20 protein-coding genes are annotated in these 18767 nt (G+C 37.2%); 6 read left to right on the top strand and 14 right to left on the bottom strand.

The genetic code is table 11. The features are described 5' to 3' along the window. Window positions 1-45 precede the first annotated feature (45 nt). The gene (locus ABDZ91_RS05775) at window positions 46-1056 is read left to right on the top strand and encodes a DUF3231 family protein (RefSeq protein WP_343797124.1); all 1011 of its coding nucleotides are present in this window, start codon (window positions 46-48) and stop codon (window positions 1054-1056) included. Between the two features lie 132 nt (window positions 1057-1188). Then, the gene (locus tag ABDZ91_RS05770) at window positions 1189-3423 is read left to right on the top strand and encodes an ATP-dependent helicase (protein WP_343797123.1); all 2235 of its coding nucleotides are present in this window, start codon (window positions 1189-1191) and stop codon (window positions 3421-3423) included. A gap of 20 nt (window positions 3424-3443) precedes the next feature. Here the strand turns inward: ABDZ91_RS05770 and ABDZ91_RS05765 are convergent, their stop codons facing one another. Then, window positions 3444-3995: a hypothetical protein gene (locus ABDZ91_RS05765; RefSeq protein ID WP_343797121.1), complete on the bottom strand. Its 552-nt coding sequence runs from the start codon at window positions 3993-3995 to the stop codon at window positions 3444-3446. Between the two features lie 194 nt (window positions 3996-4189). On the opposite strand from ABDZ91_RS05765, the gene ABDZ91_RS05760 reads away from it, so the two are divergent. Continuing rightward, a complete protein-coding gene (locus tag ABDZ91_RS05760; RefSeq protein ID WP_343797119.1) occupies window positions 4190-4720 on the top strand; it encodes an HD domain-containing protein in 531 nt (176 codons plus the stop codon). Window positions 4721-4761: 41 nt separating this feature from the next. Here the strand turns inward: ABDZ91_RS05760 and ABDZ91_RS05755 are convergent, their stop codons facing one another. The 3 genes from ABDZ91_RS05755 to ABDZ91_RS05745 all read right to left on the bottom strand — a co-directional run bounded on the left by ABDZ91_RS05755 (window position 4762) and on the right by ABDZ91_RS05745 (window position 5970). Further along, on the bottom strand, window positions 4762-4905 hold the full coding sequence (locus tag ABDZ91_RS05755; protein WP_343797117.1) for a hypothetical protein: 144 nt from the start codon (window positions 4903-4905) through the stop codon (window positions 4762-4764). An 82-nt stretch (window positions 4906-4987) separates the two neighbouring features. Beyond that, window positions 4988-5383: a hypothetical protein gene (locus ABDZ91_RS05750; protein ID WP_343797115.1), complete on the bottom strand. Its 396-nt coding sequence runs from the start codon at window positions 5381-5383 to the stop codon at window positions 4988-4990. A gap of 110 nt (window positions 5384-5493) precedes the next feature. Next, window positions 5494-5970, bottom strand: coding sequence for a hypothetical protein (locus tag ABDZ91_RS05745; protein WP_343797114.1), 477 nt, complete (start codon window positions 5968-5970; stop codon window positions 5494-5496). 174 nt (window positions 5971-6144) lie between these two features. Here ABDZ91_RS05745 and ABDZ91_RS05740 point away from each other — a divergent pair, with 174 nt between their 5' ends. After that, a complete protein-coding gene (locus ABDZ91_RS05740) occupies window positions 6145-6678 on the top strand; it encodes a YceI family protein (RefSeq protein ID WP_343797112.1) in 534 nt (177 codons plus the stop codon). Between the two features lie 88 nt (window positions 6679-6766). Here ABDZ91_RS05740 and ABDZ91_RS05735 read toward each other — a convergent pair whose 3' ends face one another. Further along, window positions 6767-7078: a winged helix-turn-helix transcriptional regulator gene (locus ABDZ91_RS05735; protein WP_343797110.1), complete on the bottom strand. Its 312-nt coding sequence runs from the start codon at window positions 7076-7078 to the stop codon at window positions 6767-6769. A gap of 328 nt (window positions 7079-7406) precedes the next feature. On the opposite strand from ABDZ91_RS05735, the gene ABDZ91_RS05730 reads away from it, so the two are divergent. Next, on the top strand, window positions 7407-7925 hold the full coding sequence (locus ABDZ91_RS05730) for a hypothetical protein (protein ID WP_343797108.1): 519 nt from the start codon (window positions 7407-7409) through the stop codon (window positions 7923-7925). A gap of 60 nt (window positions 7926-7985) precedes the next feature. Here the strand turns inward: ABDZ91_RS05730 and ABDZ91_RS05725 are convergent, their stop codons facing one another. The 8 genes from ABDZ91_RS05725 to ABDZ91_RS05690 all read right to left on the bottom strand — a co-directional run bounded on the left by ABDZ91_RS05725 (window position 7986) and on the right by ABDZ91_RS05690 (window position 16324). Continuing rightward, a complete protein-coding gene (locus ABDZ91_RS05725) occupies window positions 7986-9620 on the bottom strand; it encodes a glycerol-3-phosphate dehydrogenase/oxidase (protein WP_343797107.1) in 1635 nt (544 codons plus the stop codon). A 147-nt stretch (window positions 9621-9767) separates the two neighbouring features. Continuing rightward, complete coding sequence (locus ABDZ91_RS05720; RefSeq protein WP_343797106.1) at window positions 9768-10523, bottom strand: glycerophosphodiester phosphodiesterase; 756 nt, start codon at window positions 10521-10523, stop codon at window positions 9768-9770. A gap of 100 nt (window positions 10524-10623) precedes the next feature. Next, window positions 10624-11958, bottom strand: a complete 1335-nt coding sequence (locus ABDZ91_RS05715; RefSeq protein WP_343797104.1) for an ABC transporter substrate-binding protein — start codon at window positions 11956-11958, stop codon at window positions 10624-10626. Between the two features lie 27 nt (window positions 11959-11985). Beyond that, entirely contained in the window at window positions 11986-12798 is an 813-nt protein-coding gene (locus tag ABDZ91_RS05710) for a carbohydrate ABC transporter permease (RefSeq protein ID WP_343797103.1), read from the bottom strand. Next, a complete protein-coding gene (locus ABDZ91_RS05705; protein WP_343797101.1) occupies window positions 12795-13730 on the bottom strand; it encodes a carbohydrate ABC transporter permease in 936 nt (311 codons plus the stop codon). The genes ABDZ91_RS05710 and ABDZ91_RS05705 overlap by 4 nt, the downstream gene beginning before the upstream one ends. After that, window positions 13727-14860 (bottom strand): ABC transporter ATP-binding protein, encoded by a 1134-nt coding sequence (locus tag ABDZ91_RS05700; protein ID WP_343797100.1) that lies wholly within the window; start codon window positions 14858-14860, stop codon window positions 13727-13729. The genes ABDZ91_RS05705 and ABDZ91_RS05700 overlap by 4 nt, the downstream gene beginning before the upstream one ends. A gap of 255 nt (window positions 14861-15115) precedes the next feature. Then, entirely contained in the window at window positions 15116-15688 is a 573-nt protein-coding gene (locus ABDZ91_RS05695; protein ID WP_343797098.1) for a glycerol-3-phosphate responsive antiterminator, read from the bottom strand. Window positions 15689-16069: 381 nt separating this feature from the next. Further along, the gene (locus ABDZ91_RS05690) at window positions 16070-16324 is read right to left on the bottom strand and encodes a YciI family protein (RefSeq protein ID WP_343797096.1); all 255 of its coding nucleotides are present in this window, start codon (window positions 16322-16324) and stop codon (window positions 16070-16072) included. Between the two features lie 84 nt (window positions 16325-16408). On the opposite strand from ABDZ91_RS05690, the gene ABDZ91_RS05685 reads away from it, so the two are divergent. Beyond that, on the top strand, window positions 16409-17692 hold the full coding sequence (locus tag ABDZ91_RS05685) for a polysaccharide deacetylase family protein (protein ID WP_343797094.1): 1284 nt from the start codon (window positions 16409-16411) through the stop codon (window positions 17690-17692). A gap of 289 nt (window positions 17693-17981) precedes the next feature. Here ABDZ91_RS05685 and ABDZ91_RS05680 read toward each other — a convergent pair whose 3' ends face one another. Further along, window positions 17982-18713, bottom strand: a complete 732-nt coding sequence (locus ABDZ91_RS05680; RefSeq protein WP_343797093.1) for a YwaF family protein — start codon at window positions 18711-18713, stop codon at window positions 17982-17984. Window positions 18714-18767 lie beyond the last annotated feature (54 nt).

Below are 18767 nucleotides of genomic sequence, written 5' to 3'. Positions count from 1 at the left end.
ACAAACTGTATATATTCAATCAATTCGGACTCTCGAGGTGAACACATGGAAGAGAATACAAGTCAACCACTCTGCGCCTCAGAAATAGCAAATCTGTGGACACAATATATGAACGATAGCATGGCAGCTTGCTTCCTTTCCCATATCTTGGAGTATATGAAGGACCAGGAATATCGTCGTATTTTAGAGTTCGCTTCTGACCTATCAAAATCACATTTAGAAAAGATTAAGGCTTTTTTTCAAAAAGACCAATTCCCAACTCCAATTGGATTTACAGAGGAAGATGTGAATCTAGGGGCGCCACCACTTCTTTCAGATGACCTTATAATGGTGTATATGTATGTTATGACATTACATGGTATGACAGGTTATGCAGGAGCACTTGGGAATTCAGTGAGAGAAGATCAAAGAGGGTATTTTACTCAGTGTAATAAAGAATCGATGGAGTTATTTAATCAAATTTCTGACATTATGCTTAAAAGAGGGATTCTAAGTAAACCACCAGTCATTTATGGAAATAAAGAAATAGACTTTGTGAACCAACAAAATTATTTAAATGGCTGGATTGGAAAGAAAAGACCGCTCAATGCTGTAGAAATTACAGGTTTATTTTTTAATACGAAGAAGACCATAATTAAAATAGTGTTGGAATTAGCCTTTGCGCAAGTTACGAAGACAAAAGACGTGCAAAAGTATTTTATTCGTGGAGCAGAGCTATGTAAAAAACATGTTGGAGTTTTCGATTCCTATTTATTAGATGAGAACTTACCAGCACCACAAAGATGGGAGTCTGAAGTTTCTGATTCAACATTGGCCCCTTTCTCGGAAAAGTTCATGTTATATCACATTGTATCTCTTGTCTCTGCCTCACTCGGTTTTTATGGAGCGGGGTTAGCGGTATCCCAAAGAAGAGACTTGGCCGTGCAATATGCAATGCTAATAGCAGAGATGGGGCTATATGCTGAAGATGGAGCAAATTTATTAATAAAGTATGGATGGATGGAGCAACCTCCATTAGCAATAGATCGCCGGACACTGGTGAAGAAGAACAAATAAGCAATAAGGTGGTAATGATACACCTTATTGCTTATTTGTTAAAAAGTGTCTTCACATTTCCGTCAGAGATATTAGGGTTATAATAGAAATTAGTACAGAAAAACATAGTTAAATAGATTAAGGGGTATAGAAATGAATGGCAAGGAAGCTTTTTTTGAAAAAAAGAAATCAGACATAGGTGTTTCATTAAATAAAGTACAGAAAGAAGCAGTCCTTCAAACGAAAGGACCGCTTCTTCTTTTGGCGTCTCCAGGTTCTGGAAAAACAACAACTATTATTATGAGAATTGGTTATTTAATAGAGGTCAAACAAGTTAAGCCTTCTAGCATACTAGCCATTACATTTAGTCGCGAATCAGCTAGGGACATGAAAGAGCGGTTCTCGCAATTCTTTCCAACCTATCCTTCGGAAACAGTAAGCTTTTCAACGATACACAGCTTAGCCTTTAAAATTGTAAGGGAGTATTTAAAAAGGTCGAGTACAAGCTACCTTTTAATAGAAGGGGAAGACAGTCTTCAAAATAAGGTAGAAATAGGCACAGCTATCGTTCCTCTAAACAAAAAACTGATTCTAAAGCAACTTTATTATGAGCGTCATAGTGAAAATATTACGGAAGATCAATTAGAGGAATTGACATCTTTTATAAGTTTTTTAAAGAACAAGCTGGTAGCTAAGGAGCAATGGTCTTCTATCGAATGTTCCATTCCGAATGTAACCGAAATTGTGAGCCGGTATGAAGAGTTTAAAAACAGTGCCAGCAACCATTTGTTATTAGATTATGATGATATGCTCACAGTAGCCCTTAAAGCTCTAAATGAAGATCCTGAACTTCTTTCCCGTTATCAAAGAAAATTTAAGTACGTCCTAACAGATGAAAGTCAGGATACATCTCTAGTCCAGCATCTTATTGTAGAGAAGCTAGTCAAAGAACATCAAAATATATGTGTTGTTGCTGATGATGATCAATCTATTTATACGTGGAGGGCAGCCGAACCACAATACTTATTAGATTTTAAAAAGGTCTATCCCCAGGCGAAAATTTTGTTAATGGAACAAAATTTTCGATCTTCTAAAGAGATTGTAGAAGTAGCTAACCAATTCATTAAAAGAAATAAGAAGCGGTATGAAAAAGAAATGTTTACTACGAACCCCCCATTTCAACAGGTAAAAATTAGAAGGTTTTCTAGCGACAAGATACAAGTCAAATATATTGTTCAACAAATCTTAGAAGAGGATAACCTAGGTGAAGTGGCGATTTTGTACCGCAATAATTCTTCGTCTATACAACTTGTAAATGAAATGGACCTGTCGAAAATTCCGTTCTATATTAAGGATACCGACCATCGCTTCTTCTCACATTGGGTAGTGAAGGATATTCTCAATTTTATGAGGATGACCTTTACAGATAAGAGAGTAGATATTCTGGAGAAGATATACACAAAGTTCAACGCATACATTACAAAACAACAAATGACGGAGCTAACAAACGTGCAGAATCAAAAGTCAGTTTTTGATAATTTATTGGAGAAAGTGGAGCTGCAAGAATATCAAGTAAAGCAAATCAAAAGATGTAAACAATTATTTCGTGAGATGAGAGGTGCTCCTCCACTTGAGGTTATCCAAATAATTAGGACAAAGCTTGGTTATGAGAAAGCGCTAGAGAAGATGTGTGAACGTTTAGGGTTTAGAAAAGAAAACTTATTGGGCATTTTAAATACGTTAGAGGAAATTGCAGTTACTCTAGATACAATGGAAGAGTTTGCAACTCGACTTCAACATTTAGAGAAAGTAATGAAGACAGCAGCTATAAATAAGAAGCAAAGTGCTGTTACCTTATCAACATTCCATAGCTCTAAAGGTTTAGAGTTTAATAGAGTTTATCTCGTTGATTTAGTAGATGGAATGATTCCCTCTCATGATGATATAAAAATGGAGGAAAAGGGAAACTTAGATAAGATGGAAGAAGCAGCCCGCCTTTTTTATGTCGGTATGACAAGAGCGAAGAGGGAGTTAGAATTATTAACCTATGAAGAAAAAAATGGTGTTCGCTGTAAAGAATCATTGTTTGTAAGTGATGTACGAGATATTATAAACCCACCCAATGTAATTAAGCAGAAAGAATCGCAAAAGGTAAAGAAAGATACAGTGTTGAAGGACTCTAATGGTACTAATGCAATAAAAGAAGAGAGTCTTTTAAAAAATGGAGAAAAGATCAGGCACCGCATGTTTGGAATTGGAGAAATTAAGAGTATAGAAAATGATTTCATTCATATTCAATTTCCTAGTGGTATAAAGAAGTTGTCGATCTCAACGTGCATAGAGGCGGGAGTTTTAGAGTGTATTGAATATAAAGAAAACCACGTTTAGAGCGTGGTTTTTTCATTACATTAAGCGATAACTCCCTTTATCTCTATCTTTTCATAATTGTTTAGGTTCCCCTGGTAAATTAAGTGAAACTGAGACAGTTCCTGCAAGTCATGAGGTGTAATTAAGTTAAGTGGTTTTACTAAATCTATGACTTCAGCTTGCTTTAATACTGTTGCGACAAACTGAGAACAAAAGAAAGCATCCTCCCTGTCGTACCTTCGATTAAACATGACTCCAAACAACCCTAGAAAGTTATAACGTAGTTCATGTTTTCTTTTTTCAATTTCTTGTATGATGTCTCGAATGTTATCATATTGCTGTTCAGTGACAGAACATTCGTAAATCGCACATTTAGCCCCTTTAAAGATACGTGTCTGAAGGTTCTCCTTCACAAACCCTCCGATAAAAGGGTTATGTGGTCTTTTTCTCCCAAAACTAAAGACCTCAGTTAGTTCTTCATCCATGGAAAGTGAAACATGATTAAACGGTTTTCCGGTATAAGACTTAATCAACTTCCCAAGTAAAGTCCCGGTATCCGTTAATAATAAATAGACCCTTCGTTCCCCCATCATAGTCTCTACCCCTAAAAAACAATTTCATATTTCCTAATATAATACCAGATTAACAGGATATTGAATATTCGAAATTGAGCATAAGACTTAATTTTAACTAAGACTTAAGATGTATCAGCCATTATTTTACATTGATTACAAAGAAGAAGAATGATAATATATCGATAATTTTAACCACAAAGGAGGAATCGATATTGGTAGGGAGGGTCACACTTATAGAGATATACGAACATGCAATCACACAGAAGTATGTTAGAAGGTCAGGGATGGCCCATGCCATTTCAGTGGCTTATCATGCTTTTCGTTTAGCAGAAAATTACGGAGTAAATCCTGACTGGGCTGCAAAGGCGGGACTCCTACACGATATTGGACATTATGAGTGGTATCAAGATGGAGAATGGGACTATGAACAGTACCGTAACCATGATATACACCCAATCAAGGGGGCAGAAAGGGCTCACAAGTTACTAGTACGCTTAGGTGAAGATAGGAAAGTGGCCAAGGAAATATCACTCGCTGTTTTATTTCATACTGAATCGGCATTGCCTGAAGGAGAGTATAAGTTGACTCCATTGCAAATGGTTGTACATTTGGCGGATGAAAAGGATAAACAACCTGGTGACGGACATCATTATCGAAACATCGACCGCCAAAAGGAAATACGTTTGATAAAACAACTTGATCAACAAATAAATCAATTTCTTATTGAGTCCACTATGACCTAATAAGCCGGAGTGATATATACACAACCGGCTTTTTATCCTTCTTATTCTTTAATTCCATGAAGCCAATCCTCATAACAATCATCACAGAGCTTTTCCTCTCTTTCAATCGTTGAGGATTGGAAGGTTACATAGTGAAACTCATTTTCAGCATTTTCTTTTGAACAGTAAAAGCATTTGTCAGACATAAGATTCCTCCTAATAAAAATCGGATGGCTTTAATATTCTTAGCCATAATTAAATTTTTTTACTTGGAAAAAAATGCGATGGTTAACTTAAAACATTTTTGTCTGTTATTTTCATGTAAACCTCTCGAACATACGTATAAAAAAGTAATGTAAATGACTGAATGATTAAATAAAAAATAAAGGAGTACTGAGATTTCCATCCATGGAAGGTGAACACATTGTATTGAACGGAAAGCCATTCAAATGTGGTTCCAGCAGTGGTGCATAAGACAAGGTAAAGAATTGTATAAAACCCTTTAATATTCAGTTTTTCAAAACCATATACAAACAGAAGTGCAAATAGTGCATATAAAAAATAGGTTAAAGAGTCAAAAAGGTCGTATCTACCCGTGTCCATAATGTCATATAGGTCAAAATTGGGACCTGCTAAATAACGGTCAGTCAGCCTTCCAACAGAAGAAGCAAATACAAATACCATTATCCGAAGACTTAATGGGAAACGGTTGGGAAGAAAATATAGCAAACAGAGGACAAATAGGAAGGATAGTATTATAAACCATTCATTTTGATCAAATTTCTCCGGGAGAATCACCTCTTAACAATCCCCTCTCTTTGCAAAATATGATGATACCCCTTCATTATCAAAACCAATATTGGAAAATAAAGTGAGAAAAATAAAAATGAAACCCACATACTCCAATTCACATATGTAATAACATTGGATTTGACAAGGGTCCACTCTAACAGTACGAGTAAGACAGCCCCCATAAGCATGATCCCCGTTCTTTTCATCCAATTAGAAAGAAAAGAAACCCAGTTCATTACAATAAGGTAAAGAACAGGTACTGTCACAGTTTCAAATACTCTAAAAGCTAAAAAATCGAAAGTAGAGGGAGAAATCTCCCAGACTTTAACGTTCATATGGAGGATAGAAGTATAGCTTGTAAAGATAAACTCAATGGTTAAAATCACAATCAGCCATTCAAAAACATGCAAATGTTTAGGAACAATTACAAAAAACAAAATCAGAATGATGGATAAAGATATCAAAATGGTCTGAGCCATTGTGTTTAAACACACCTTTAGTAATATCTGTTTTGTAGTTAGATTGTGTTTTATTCACATGAATATTCAGTAGGAAAAAGATTTCGTTTATTTGAATTGACATACTTACTAAAAGTAAGTATTATAATGTTTATAGAGATAATTACTAAAAGTAAGTAAGGGGAGAACATAATTATGACAAAAGTAAAATGGGCTGTAGATGCATCACACAGTAGTGTTGAATTTTCTGTTAAGCATATGATGTTTGCAACAGTAAAGGGCGCTTTTAATAGCTATGAGGCAAACATTGAAGCAGATCCTACAGATTTAACAACAGCAAATATTGAATTTAATATCGACCTTGCAAGTGTTGATACACGTAATGAAGACCGTGACAATCACTTGCGTTCAGCAGATTTCTTTGATGTAGAAAACACTCCAAAGCTGACCTTCAAAGCAACAAATATTGTTAAGAAAGATGAAGGTGAATATGACGTTACGGGAGACCTGAATCTTCATGGCGTAACAAAATCAGAAACATTCACTGTAACATTTGATGGTCAAGGAACAAATCCTTGGGGAGTTGAAGTTGTTGGTTTTACAGCAGAAGGTAAAATCAAACGTAGTGATTATGGCTTAACGTGGAACGCTGCCCTAGAAACAGGTGGAGTTTTAGTAGGAGATCAAATCAAAATTGCACTTCATATCGAAGCTTCTAAAGCAGAATAAAACTTTAATCATCAGTAGAAGGCACCCTGTTAGGTGCCTTTTCTTTATTAAAAAAACAAACCCACCTCAAAAAAGGTGGGTTTTAAAATTATAGGGTTATATAAGATTCGGACCACTTTTCCAACTCTTTAATGAAGGGAGCTAATGCCAGTCCTTTGGCGGTTAAAGAATATTCAACGCGAACAGGAACCTCAGGGAATACTTCCCTTGTTACAATTCCTTCATTTTCTAGCTCCTTAAGTCGTTCTGATAAAAGTCTTCCACTAATAGGGAATGAACTTTCAATTTCACAGAACCGCTGGGAGCCGTTCAAAAGCTGATATATAATCATAGCTGTCCAACGTTTACTTATAAGTGCCATCGCTTTTTCGAGTTTTGGGCACATTGAGGATTCCTTCATAACTATCACCTCAAGTCTATACTTATAGTATAACTTTTTCTTCACATAAAATAAATAAATATATCCTGATTATGTAAATAGAGTATTCGTAAACTACTAGGGTCTAACTTGTAATACTAGTGTGAAAATTCACAAAAATAGTTATTCTAATAAAACAATAATACTAATACAAATATTTAAAAAACTTATTAAATTCCCAACAAAAAGATATTTTAATATACTTCGTTTTTCGAATTAAAAGTATTGAAAAAATTGTTAGAAGTGATACAATTAGCAAATGTCAGGATTATATTTTTATAAAAGAAAAAGTTTAAGGGGGACAAAGATAATGAAAAAATTATTATCTTTACTATCAGTATCCATGTTGCTATTTGTATTAGCTGCTTGTGGTTCAGAATCAAGTGAAGGTTCTAACGCTGATTCAAATACAGAAAACCAAGAAACTGCACAAGAAGAAGGAGTTTCTAAAGAAGTGAAAACAGCTCTTCTTGAGTACCAAGGTTCTGTAATTAAAGTAATCCGTAGCGCGGAATCTACTTTTGCAGGATATGCCACTCCAGAAGATGTTGAAGCTGCTGAAGTGAAACCAGCTACAGCTGCAGAAACTGCAGCTAGCGAGATTGCTGCTATCGAAATCCCAGCTGAACTAGCTGATTACCAAGCAGATCTAGAAGCTTCTGCTGAAAAACTTAGCCAATTCTATGCAAAAAAAGCTGAACTTCTCGAAGCTGGAAGTGAAGACCTAACAGAAGCAGATGCTTTAAAGCAAGAATATATCGACACAATTAACAAAGTATTTAATGAAGTTGAACTTTCTGTACCAACATTTGATATGGTATTTCAATAAGAATGCTAAAGGTCAAGGGACAAACCCTTGACCTTTTACTTTTGCTATCGGCTTTCGTAATTATTCTACCGCAGCTAATTCCCTTTCTAGCTCAAGCGTATAATGATATGTTTTTGCTTCACTCCATCCGAACACCTTTTTCATATGCAGGATAACAGGCTCCTTCCATTTACGTACCCATTCAATATTAAAATATAGCGCTCCAGTTCTTCGAATAAAGAAATCTGTAGGTGACATTGTCATCTCGTACTCGATTGCATACATGAGTTGGGCATAGACCAGGGGAGAGAGGCCAACTAGCTTATGATCCTCATAGTCTCTAGCATACCTAAGGACTATGGGTACATTCGTACCATATTTTCGAGCAAGTTCATAGCCTTCCTGTTCAGTTAGCCCAAACGTAGAAGCTGTTTTTGCTTTCTCCTCCACATAGGATAAAAACTTCTGTGGTGAGCCGAACTTACCACCTGATATGGGGGTGTTTTTGGTTTGACAAGAGGCAGCCGTGACTCCCGTGGCTTTTAAACGGGAAACAACGAGATCGACCACAGTCTCAGCCATTTTTCGATAGCCAGTAAGCTTTCCACCCGCAATCGTGATTAAGCCACTTTCACCTTCCCAAATTTCGTCTTTTCTTGAAATGTCAGAGGGGTCCTTCCCATCCTCAAAAATTAGGGGTCTGACTCCTGCCCAACTTGATTCTATATGATATTCAGTGACTGAAATCTTAGGAAACATAAATTTAATGGCATTCAGCAGGTAAGCTTTATCTTCTTTAGTGATTCTAGGGCTTTTAGGGTCTTCCTTGTAGAACGTGTCTGTGGTCCCTACATATGTTTTTCCATCCCGTGGAATGGCAAAAATCATCCTCCCATCCGGTGTATCAAAATAAATAGCCTGTTTTAAAGGAAAGTTGGTTTGATCTATAACAATGTGAACCCCTTTGGTTAACCGGAGTTGCTTTTTACGAAGGGATGTATCAAGGCTTCGAACTTGATCAACCCATGGTCCAGCTGCATTGACCGTAATCCTACTTCGTATCTCAAACCTATCACCGGAAATAATATCAGTAGCTTGAACCCCTGTAACTTTATTGTTTTCATAAAGAAAACCTTCAGCTTTCATATAATTTAATGCATGTGCACCATAGCTGACTGCGGCTTTTAAGACTTCAATTGTTAACCTTGCATCATCTGTTCGGTATTCAACATAATACCCACCGCCTTTTAATCCGTCTTCCTTTATTAGCGGTTCCTTACGAAGTGTTTCCTCACGATCAAGCATCTTTCTTCTCTCAGCCTGTTTTACATTTGCTAAGTAATCGTATACGAGAAGCCCTAAAGATGTCGTCCATTTTCCAAATGTTCCACCTTGATGGATAGGAAGTAGCATTCTTTCCGGAGTTGTAACATGAGGGCCATTTTCATACACGATGGCTCTTTCCTTCCCTACTTCTGCCACCATTTTGACTTCAAGCTGTTTTAAATATCGTAATCCTCCGTGAACAAGCTTCGTGGAGCGGCTAGAAGTTCCAGCGGCAAAATCTTGCATTTCGATCAGGGCAACCTTCAACCCTCGTGTTGCGGCATCAAGTGCGATACCTGCTCCAGTTATACCTCCTCCAATGACAACAAGGTCATATGTGTTGTTTTTAAGTTTCTCAATATATTGATTCCTCTTTAAACTAGAAAACATCGTGGTCCTCTCCTTTAAATTACGAAAAAAGAAACCCAAACGAACATTGTGAATGGCAATCTAAATAACCTTCCATAATGTCGTCTGGGTCTCTCCGTGTCTATGACCGTTTATTAACTTATAACTATAATATTCATCATCTATAACTTAAGTGCCTGTTTCTTTCTTCTTTAATTCTGAGCGAATGGTTAAAGCTTCTTTCGGGTAATCAGTCATAATAGCAGAGATGTTTTGTTCCATCAAAGCTCTCATATGGTTTTTATTATTTACCGTAAACGTACGGACAGGGAAGTTGTTTTTCAGCGCTTCATGTGCCGTTTCTGTAAAAGCAACGGGCTCATAAACATGAAGAGATGTGGCGCCAACTGTTTTTGCATATTCCCATGGATCTAATAAAATCTCCATAAAAAGGATAGCAGTTTCAATATTCGGAGCCAGTTTTTTAAACTTAGCCACTGAATAATGATTAAAGGATGAGATAATAATACGCTTCTCGTCAAAATCCGAATCTCTTATGGCCTGGAGTATTTTTTCTTCTATATTTTCGTATGGAATAATGTCAGCCTTAATTTCTATATTTAAATACAATGTTGTGTTTTTCATTAGTTCTAGAACTTCAGATAGTGTTGGTACTTGTTCGCCCTCATATTCAGTAGAAAACCAACTTCCTGCATCAAGACGCTTTATTTCTGTTAATGTTAAATCCCGAATATATCCAGTCCCATTAGTGGTTCTGTCTACTGTTTCATCATGGATAACAATAAGGTGACCGTCTTTGGAAAGATGAACATCTAGCTCAATTCCATCGACTCCTAAGTGAATAGCATGCTCGAAAGCAATAAGGGTATTTTCAGGATGAGTTCCTTTACTGCCACGATGAGCGTAAATTAAGGTTTCTTCCATACATAACACTCCAATTTGATATGTTTTTCATTATATAGCACCACCCCCAGAAGGTGAGAATGGTGCTATTCGCCTTGACTAGCTATGGAAGTGTAGAAGTCTAGTTTGTTTTATTCGCAATTTCAATGGCTCGATTTGTTCCCTCAACAGCTTGGTCTAGGGCTTCTTGAGGATCCATACCTTGGTATAAGTTTTCTAGGGCTGTCACAACCTGCTGACGGGCCTCAGGGAAGACTGAAATAAGGGCTCCTTGTGTTGCAACAGATGGCTTTGTTGCTTGAAGCTGTTCAACCGTTACTTTTAACTGTGGGTAGGTCTCATAGTTTTCCGCTACAATGTCTTGATCATATGCAGCAGGGTTAATAGCAAAATACCCTGTTTTAACATGCCATTTTGCTTGCGCCTCTGGGCTAGTTAAGTACTTCATAAATTCCCATGCTGCTTCTTGTTTCTTCTCGTCAATTCCTTTAGACATCCACAGTGAAGCACCACCGATGATAACCCCTTGACGTTCTACTTCATCCGCATATGGAATGAATCCTACGCCCACTTCAAACTGAGAGTTTTTAATAACACCTGTTGTACCAGCAGAAGAGTCCATGTACATGGCTACTTTTCCAGATTGGAAAGCAGCGCGGATATCATCCCAATTTGATCCGAAGTTTCCGAATGTACCTTCTTTGTTCATTTCATCTAACCATTCAAATACACGGAGACCTTCTTCACCGTTAAATACAGCTTCAGTCGCTGTATCAGATCGCCCATTGTCATTGTTTACAAAGTGTCCACCCTGGGTAGCAAGTAATTCCTCAAAAAACCATCCATACGTTAACATGGAGAATCCGTACTGATCCGTAGAGTCACCATTTTTCTTTGTCAGAGCTCGTGCAGCTTCTTGAATTTCGTCAAATGTTTGTGGAGGGTTTTCAGGGTCTAACCCAGCCTCTTTGAATGCATCCTTATTGTAAATTAAAACAGGTGTAGAAGAGTTAAATGGCATTGAGTATAACTCACCATCAACCGTATAGTAATTTGTAATATTTTTTTCTAACTGAGATAGATCGTAATTATCCTTATCGATAAAGGATTGGACAGGCTCGATAAATCCACTGTCAATCATGTATTTAGTTCCAACCTCAAATACTTGGATAATTCCTGGAGCATCTTTAGTCCCGCCCACACTACGGAATTTCGTTAATGATTCTTCGTAGCTTCCTTGGAATTCTGCAATAACTTCATACTTATCTTGAGAGTTGTTAAAATCACTTACGACTTCATCGATCGCTTCTTGCCCAACTCCACTCATTGCATGCCAGAATGTAACTTGAGTTTTACCTGAATCATTATCACCAGATGACTCGTTAGAGCAAGCGGTTAATGCAATTAAACTGAAGGTAAGTAATACTAGAAAAAACGATTTGAATGTTTTTTTCATTTTTTACACTCCTTTTGTTTAGCTTTCTTATTTTAATGCTCCTTGTGTAAGCCCCTTTTGAAGTTGTTTCTGTCCTAAGAATAGAAGAATGAGCGTCGGAATAATCACTACGATTACCCCAGCCATAACCACCCCCCATTCAGTTGAGACTTCTTGAGACTGCAGTTGTTTTAACCCGATTTGAACCGTTCTGCGGGTATCATTATTCGTAACTAAAAGTGGCCATAGGTACATATTCCAGGTTGTTAAAAAACCATAAGCTCCAAGAGTTACTAAACTGGTTTTAGAAACAGGTAGAATCACCCTAACGAAAAACTGGAATCGGTTAAGCCCTGCAATTTGGGATGCTTCATGCAATTCTTTTGGTATTGTTTTGAAATGCTGTCTTAATAAAAAGGTACCAAAAGCAAGAGCAAAGAAAGGAACGGTTAATCCAGCATACGTATTGGTCCAGCCAAGACTTTGGACCGTTAGAAAGTTGGGAATCATCGTTGCTTCCCAAGGAATCATCATCGTTGAGATAAACAGAAAAAAGATAAAATCTCTCCCTTTAAAAGGGATAAAGACAAAAGCATAGGCAGCCATACTGCAAACAATGAGCTGACCAATCATGACAGTCGTGGAAACAACGAAACTATTAATTAAGTAATTCATTAAAGGTAGCCGGTCGAATACTTTTATGTAATTATCAAGGTTAAATTGGCTAGGTAAAAACTTTCCCGTCATAATCTCACTACCAGTCATGAAGCTAATCATGAAGGCATAAAGAATCGGGAAGAACAAAAGAAAAGCACCTAACACCAACAGTATATACAAAATAACTTTGTTGAAGATTCTCATTGATAGTGCACCTTCCTTTCACCGAACTTAAATTGCAAGATCGTGACAATTAAGATACATAAGAAAAGGAAGACGGCCTGTGCACTCGCGGTACCAAACTGATAGTTAATGAATGCCTCTCTATAGATCGAGTAAACAATGACATTGGTTGACTCTGAAGGGCCACCTTTTGTTAAGATATCCACTTGACCAAATGTTTGAAAGGCATTGATTAACGAGATGGTAATGATGAAAAACAAGGTCGGTGAAAGCATGGGAATTGTAATTCTTCGAAGTTGATACCAATAGCTTGCACCATCAATTTTGGCACTTTCATATAAATGTTCATCAATATTTTGTAATCCACCAAGCAAGATAAGAAAAGAAAAACCTGTATTCATCCAAATAGTCGTAATGGATATAGAGATAAGAGCCCAAGAAGGGTCTAGCAACCATTGAACCTGCTCCATCTGGAAAAGGCTTAGAACTCTGTTAAACATCCCGATACTTGGGTGAAATAGGAATAACCAGACAACAGACGATGCGGCTACTGAAATTCCCATGGTAGACGAGAAAATGGTCCTAAAGAAGCCAATTCCTCTTAATTTTTCATTAGCAAGAAGTGCTAGTGCGAGAGCAAGAATTACGCCAGTTGGAACTGTATAAAGTACAAATAGGAAGGTTGCTTTTATACTTTTCTTAAAGCTCTCTGATTCAAGTAAATAAGCATAGTTCTCTAAGCCAACAAAAAGGGCTGGGTTTCCTTGCTGATCTGTTAAGAAAAAGCTCAAATATATGGTTTTAAACATGGGATAGAAAATAAAAACTGTAAATAAAACAATAGAGGGTAGAAGATATAGAAGTGCTGTTCTTACGTTGAGAGACCGTCTCCATACGCTCAGGTTTGAAGAAAATCTGGCTGTTGTTGTAGACTTGTTTGTTTCGAGCTTCATAGCACCACCTCTTGATTGAGTACATGTTGTTCAATATTGGAGGGTGCTTTTAATAGCTTTTCAGTTTCTGCATCAAATAAACAGATAGAATGATAGTCTAATAAGATTGGGATGGTGTCTCCAATGGTCATGCTCCATTGTCCTGTCCATTTAGCCCACCATTCACTGTCGCCAAGCTTGAATGAGAAAACGGTTTCATTTCCTAACACTTCCACATTCAAAACCTCGACTAAAACCCTATTTATATCTTTTGAATCCTTCGGAGCTATTTTTATGTATTCTGGTCTTATTCCAACGAGAAGTTGATTGCTAGATGATAATATTGATTGTTCATCCTTTGGAATAGGAATAGAGATTTCATCCGCAATGGCTATAGTTTTTTGGTCTTGGACTACTGCGTTTGCTATATTCATAGAAGGTGAACCAATAAATGTAGCAACAAATGGATTAGCAGGTTTGTTATAAATATCTATAGGAGCGCCAATTTGTTGAATTTCACCATCATGTAGGATCATAATTCGGTCACCCATTGTCATAGCTTCAATTTGATCATGAGTTACATAAATCATAGTCATACCAAGTTTTCTTTGAATCTGTCGAATCTCTGACCTCATATGTGCTCGTAGCTTGGCATCCAGATTTGATAAAGGTTCATCCATTAGGCAAATTGGCGCTTGGTTAACAATGGCTCGGGCTAATGCTACACGTTGGCGTTGCCCGCCAGATAGGGCTCTCGGTTTTCGCTGAAGATAATCAGTCAGTCCAAGCATTTCTGCAACATCCTGACACCTCTTTTTTCTCTCTGGTTTTGGAACCTTTTTTACATCAAGGCCAAAGACTATATTATCCTCTACACTCAGGTGAGGATACAAGGCATAATTTTGAAATACCATCGAAATGTCTCTTTTACTTGGAGGAAGAAGGTTGGCTTCTTTATCTCCAATTCTTAATATTCCTCCTGTAATGTCTTCGAGTCCGGCAATCATACGGAGCATTGTGCTTTTTCCACACCCAGAAGGTCCTACTAATACAAAGAACTCTCCGGGTTCAATGGTTACGTTAATGTTCGAAATGACGTTGGTTTTTTTATCGTAAGATTTCGAAACATCTACAAGCTCGACTTTTTTCAAAAACCCCACCCTTTCTCTCTATTTATCTCAAATTTTACCTATAATTCCAGTATAAAACAATCATATAAACGTAAAGAGTTCTTTAATACTAATTTCTTATGTAAATTCTTTTTAAAATGGTTGTAAAGATAGAAAAAGCCCACAAATATGCCTTTTAGAAAAAAGCAAATATGTGAGCTCCTAATCTCCATCACTAATATTAACTTATTTATTAGCTTACACTGATAAAGAGGAAGATGTCAAATTATTTTTTAACTATTCTGAAATATTAAGATTGGAATACTCTTCCCATAACTTCCTGTTAGAAGTTGTAATCGCAGTTGCTCCTGATTGGATCGCTTGTTCTACCTCATCTGGTGTATCAATTAAGCCTCCAGCAAAAATCGGCTTTCCGGTACGCACGTGTAATTCCTTGATGATTTTGGGGACAACCCCTGGGAGGACTTCAATGTAATGTGGGTTTGTTTTTTTTACAAGAGTAATACTTCTTTCTAGGGCACTAGAGTCGATAATAAATGCTCTCTGCGTTGCATAAATCCCTTTTTGACGTGCCTTCATAATGACGTTCGCCTTTGTAGAGATTAACCCATAAGGCTTAATTTCCTGGCACAAATACTCCGCAGCAGCCTCATCATTCTTTAAGCCTTGGATTAAATCAACATGTAGAAACATCTTTTTCTCATATTGGTTGGCATACTTAAAGACATTCTTTAGCATCCCAACATGTAAGTCTAAAAAGACTCCGTATGTAAAAGGAGTATCTAGCATTTTCTCGAAATCCTTCATCGAACGAATCGCTGGAATGATTTTTTGCCCATAAAAACTCAAGGGTACTCTCACCTCATATAAAAGAGGCTGTCTAATAAGTCTAAAAATAGCCCGCAGCCCGCCTACACTTCGCTTTTTGTGGGGTGAGCCTCCTCGCTTCGCTGCGGGGTCTCACTCTGGTCACTGGTCCCACTTTCCACTCCAACTAAACTTCGAATACACCTATTTTTTATGAGGGAGTGGAAATGAGTCTACGTGTAGGCGGGCTGCTCAGCGGTAAAATTAAATTTTCATTTTCTTAGAAGTACTCTTTAGCAATCAAAGGGGCATTAAAGAGTATGTTACTCCGACTTTTTAGACACCCTCAGGTTTATTAACTCTTATTACATATATTAACATTTAGAGTAGAATCATTCTACCAATCTATGACAATAATGGAGGTTAGATTTTCCACTCACGTAAATCGAGTCTTCGAACTCCCAATTTTACGTAGGGATCATTTTCGGCTAATTCTTTGGCTTCCTCAAAAGAGTCAGCTTCGTATATAACTAATCCCCCTGAACCATCTGTAAATGGTCCCTTTAAAAAGACTTTTCCTTGTTCTTTTAGATTCTCTAGATATTCCAAATGATCTGGGCGATATGTCTGATTTAACTCTGGTTTTTCCATGTGTAAAAAAGCAGCAAAGTGCGGCATATGTATTCCTTCTTTCTATTTTTCTTCTATCATACCTGAAAGATAAAACTAATGGTAGAATGGAAGAAGGAAGGGGAGAGGGTTTTGTACAGACATAAATTTGTCGTCTTAATTGTAATCGTATTCATAACGTTATTAACAGCCTGTCAACAACCAGTGGATCAAGATGCCACTCCTAAGGAAAATGAAAAAGAAGAGGAGACAAAGTCTCCTGAAATTGATGAGTCTGACCTCATCTCATCTATAGTTCAAGCAGCAGAACAGGGAAAGATTCTCGAAGCTCCATTTCAGACAGAGACAACTAGCTTCTTAGATATAAAAGAAGAATGGGGTGACCCTGATCAAGTGGATCAAGCTGGGTATGGATATTATGCAGCTTATGAGGACCGTAATGTAACGATTGGCTACATTCAAGAGGGAGCCGTTTTTGATGTACGTTCATATAGTGATGATGTTAAATCTATCGATTACTCCATGATGGAGGAAGCTTTAGGCGAACCTGATGAAACCCGCTATTATGGAGAAGATCATATATACGTCTATCAGCTTACTGATGATATTCAGTTAAAGTTTATTATTCCTCAATCAGGAGAGACCGTTCACCATATTTCAGTCTTTAATCAAAGTACATTAGAGCAAACAGAGCATGAATACGTACTGGATATCAAAGGACTTTCTGGTCATTTGCCTGATGAGACTTGGAGTAGTATGTTGACTTGGAGAAAGGACATTCAAGTTTTTGCACAAGCCTATGAAAATATGTGGCTGAATGGACCAGATCAACCAATGGTGGCTTTAACTTTTGATGATGGACCTGATGAGGAAGATGTTACGAATTCTGTTATTGATATTTTAGATGAATACGGAGTAAAAGGAAGCTTTTTCTTTGTTGGAGAAAATGTTGAGAAACATCCTGATGTTGTCAAAAAGGCAGATGAGAGCGGACACCTTGTACTAGGTCATAGCTATCAGCACAAAAACTTAAAATCTATGAATTTCCAAGGTGTAGTTGAAGATTTGCAAATGACAGAAGCAGCTATATTTGAGGCTATTGGTAAAAAACCAGCAATGTTCCGTCCACCGTTTGGAGATACAGATTTTGATGTCGTAAATGCTTCAAAACAGGAAAAATATGATATTATTCTTTGGTCCATTGATACCATTGATTGGGCAGATGGGGCAGTGAGTGAAGAGATTGTTGAAAACGTGCTATCTAATGTACGTAATGGTGACATTATCTTGATGCATACGACAAAGGAAAGAGTGGAGACACCGAAGGCTTTACCAATGATAATTGAAGAGTTGCAAAAGCGAAATTTCCAAATTGTGGACCTTGAGACCATGTTGGGGATTAATGCCTATAAATAATAGTAACAGTGAAGCCTCAGTCCAAATGTGGACTGGGGTTTTTTAGTATATGGCAAAAATCGTTACCGAAATTAGTTTTATTTTAAATATAGGTAACGATATTGTTAGTATTGTACCCGAAACTGAGGCTGTTGCAGGATTACGGTAACAATAAAGAGTTTATAGTGCCCGAAACTAGAGCCGGGATAGGATTACGGTAACAATAAAGGGTAAATAGTAACGGAAACCAAAGCCTCTCAAAATATCGATAACAAAAACCGTCGGCTCCCAAATTTGAGGCACAATTACTCTAATCAATTTCTATCAATCTAGAAGTCGCCTTCCTTTTATGGAAAGGAAGGTACAGCAATAGGAATAGAACAAATGCTAATCCCTCTAATACAAGAATATACCACGGATAAGGCCCAAGAAAATCTAGCAAACTAGGGTTACTTGGTTTTTTAGCAAGAAACATATAATTTGCCCCGAACCCTAGGTTAATAAAGAATACAACTACTGCCACTGCATTTAATGCGAAAAATGCGCGGATAACAGAGCGGAAGTTTATCCGAAACCCTTCAATCCACGTCATGTACAATGGCGATAAAATGATGGCAATATGAGCAATGAAAAACTGAAAGTACCGAGTATGCGGAAAATCATAAAAAAGTTCCGGTGTTAGAATAGCTTGTGTAGCCCCTGCCAGACCTAAAAAGTAAACAATTTCATAGAGCCTATGATTTTTGGTAATCAGCATGAATGTAGATAAATAGATGCTAATGGAACAAAGCTGAAAGGGAAGGGTGTATTGAAGGCTCCATTCATCAATGAGTAAATTCCAAATGTTGAAATATATTTCCGAACCAACGAGTAAGGCCACAAGCCCCCACTTTAGGAAAGAACTGTATGCCTTCAATTGTTCTTTCCAAATATAAAAGCATACAAGGGTTCCAACCGTAATCAAAATCACCACGATATGGGAAACGGAAAACAATTGAAAAGATGAATAAGGGCTATCAGCACTAACTAATGATTCGTACATGGTCTACACCTCTTTAGGAAAAGTTACTTAGCAAAGCTGCCCATTTTCTAGAAG

The sequence above is a fragment of the Bacillus carboniphilus genome, assembly GCF_039522365.1.
Classification (GTDB): Bacteria; Bacillota; Bacilli; order Bacillales; family JC228; genus Bacillus_BF; species Bacillus_BF carboniphilus.
Note: the sequence above shows the minus strand (reverse complement) of the source record. Positions and strands in the feature narration are given on the sequence as shown.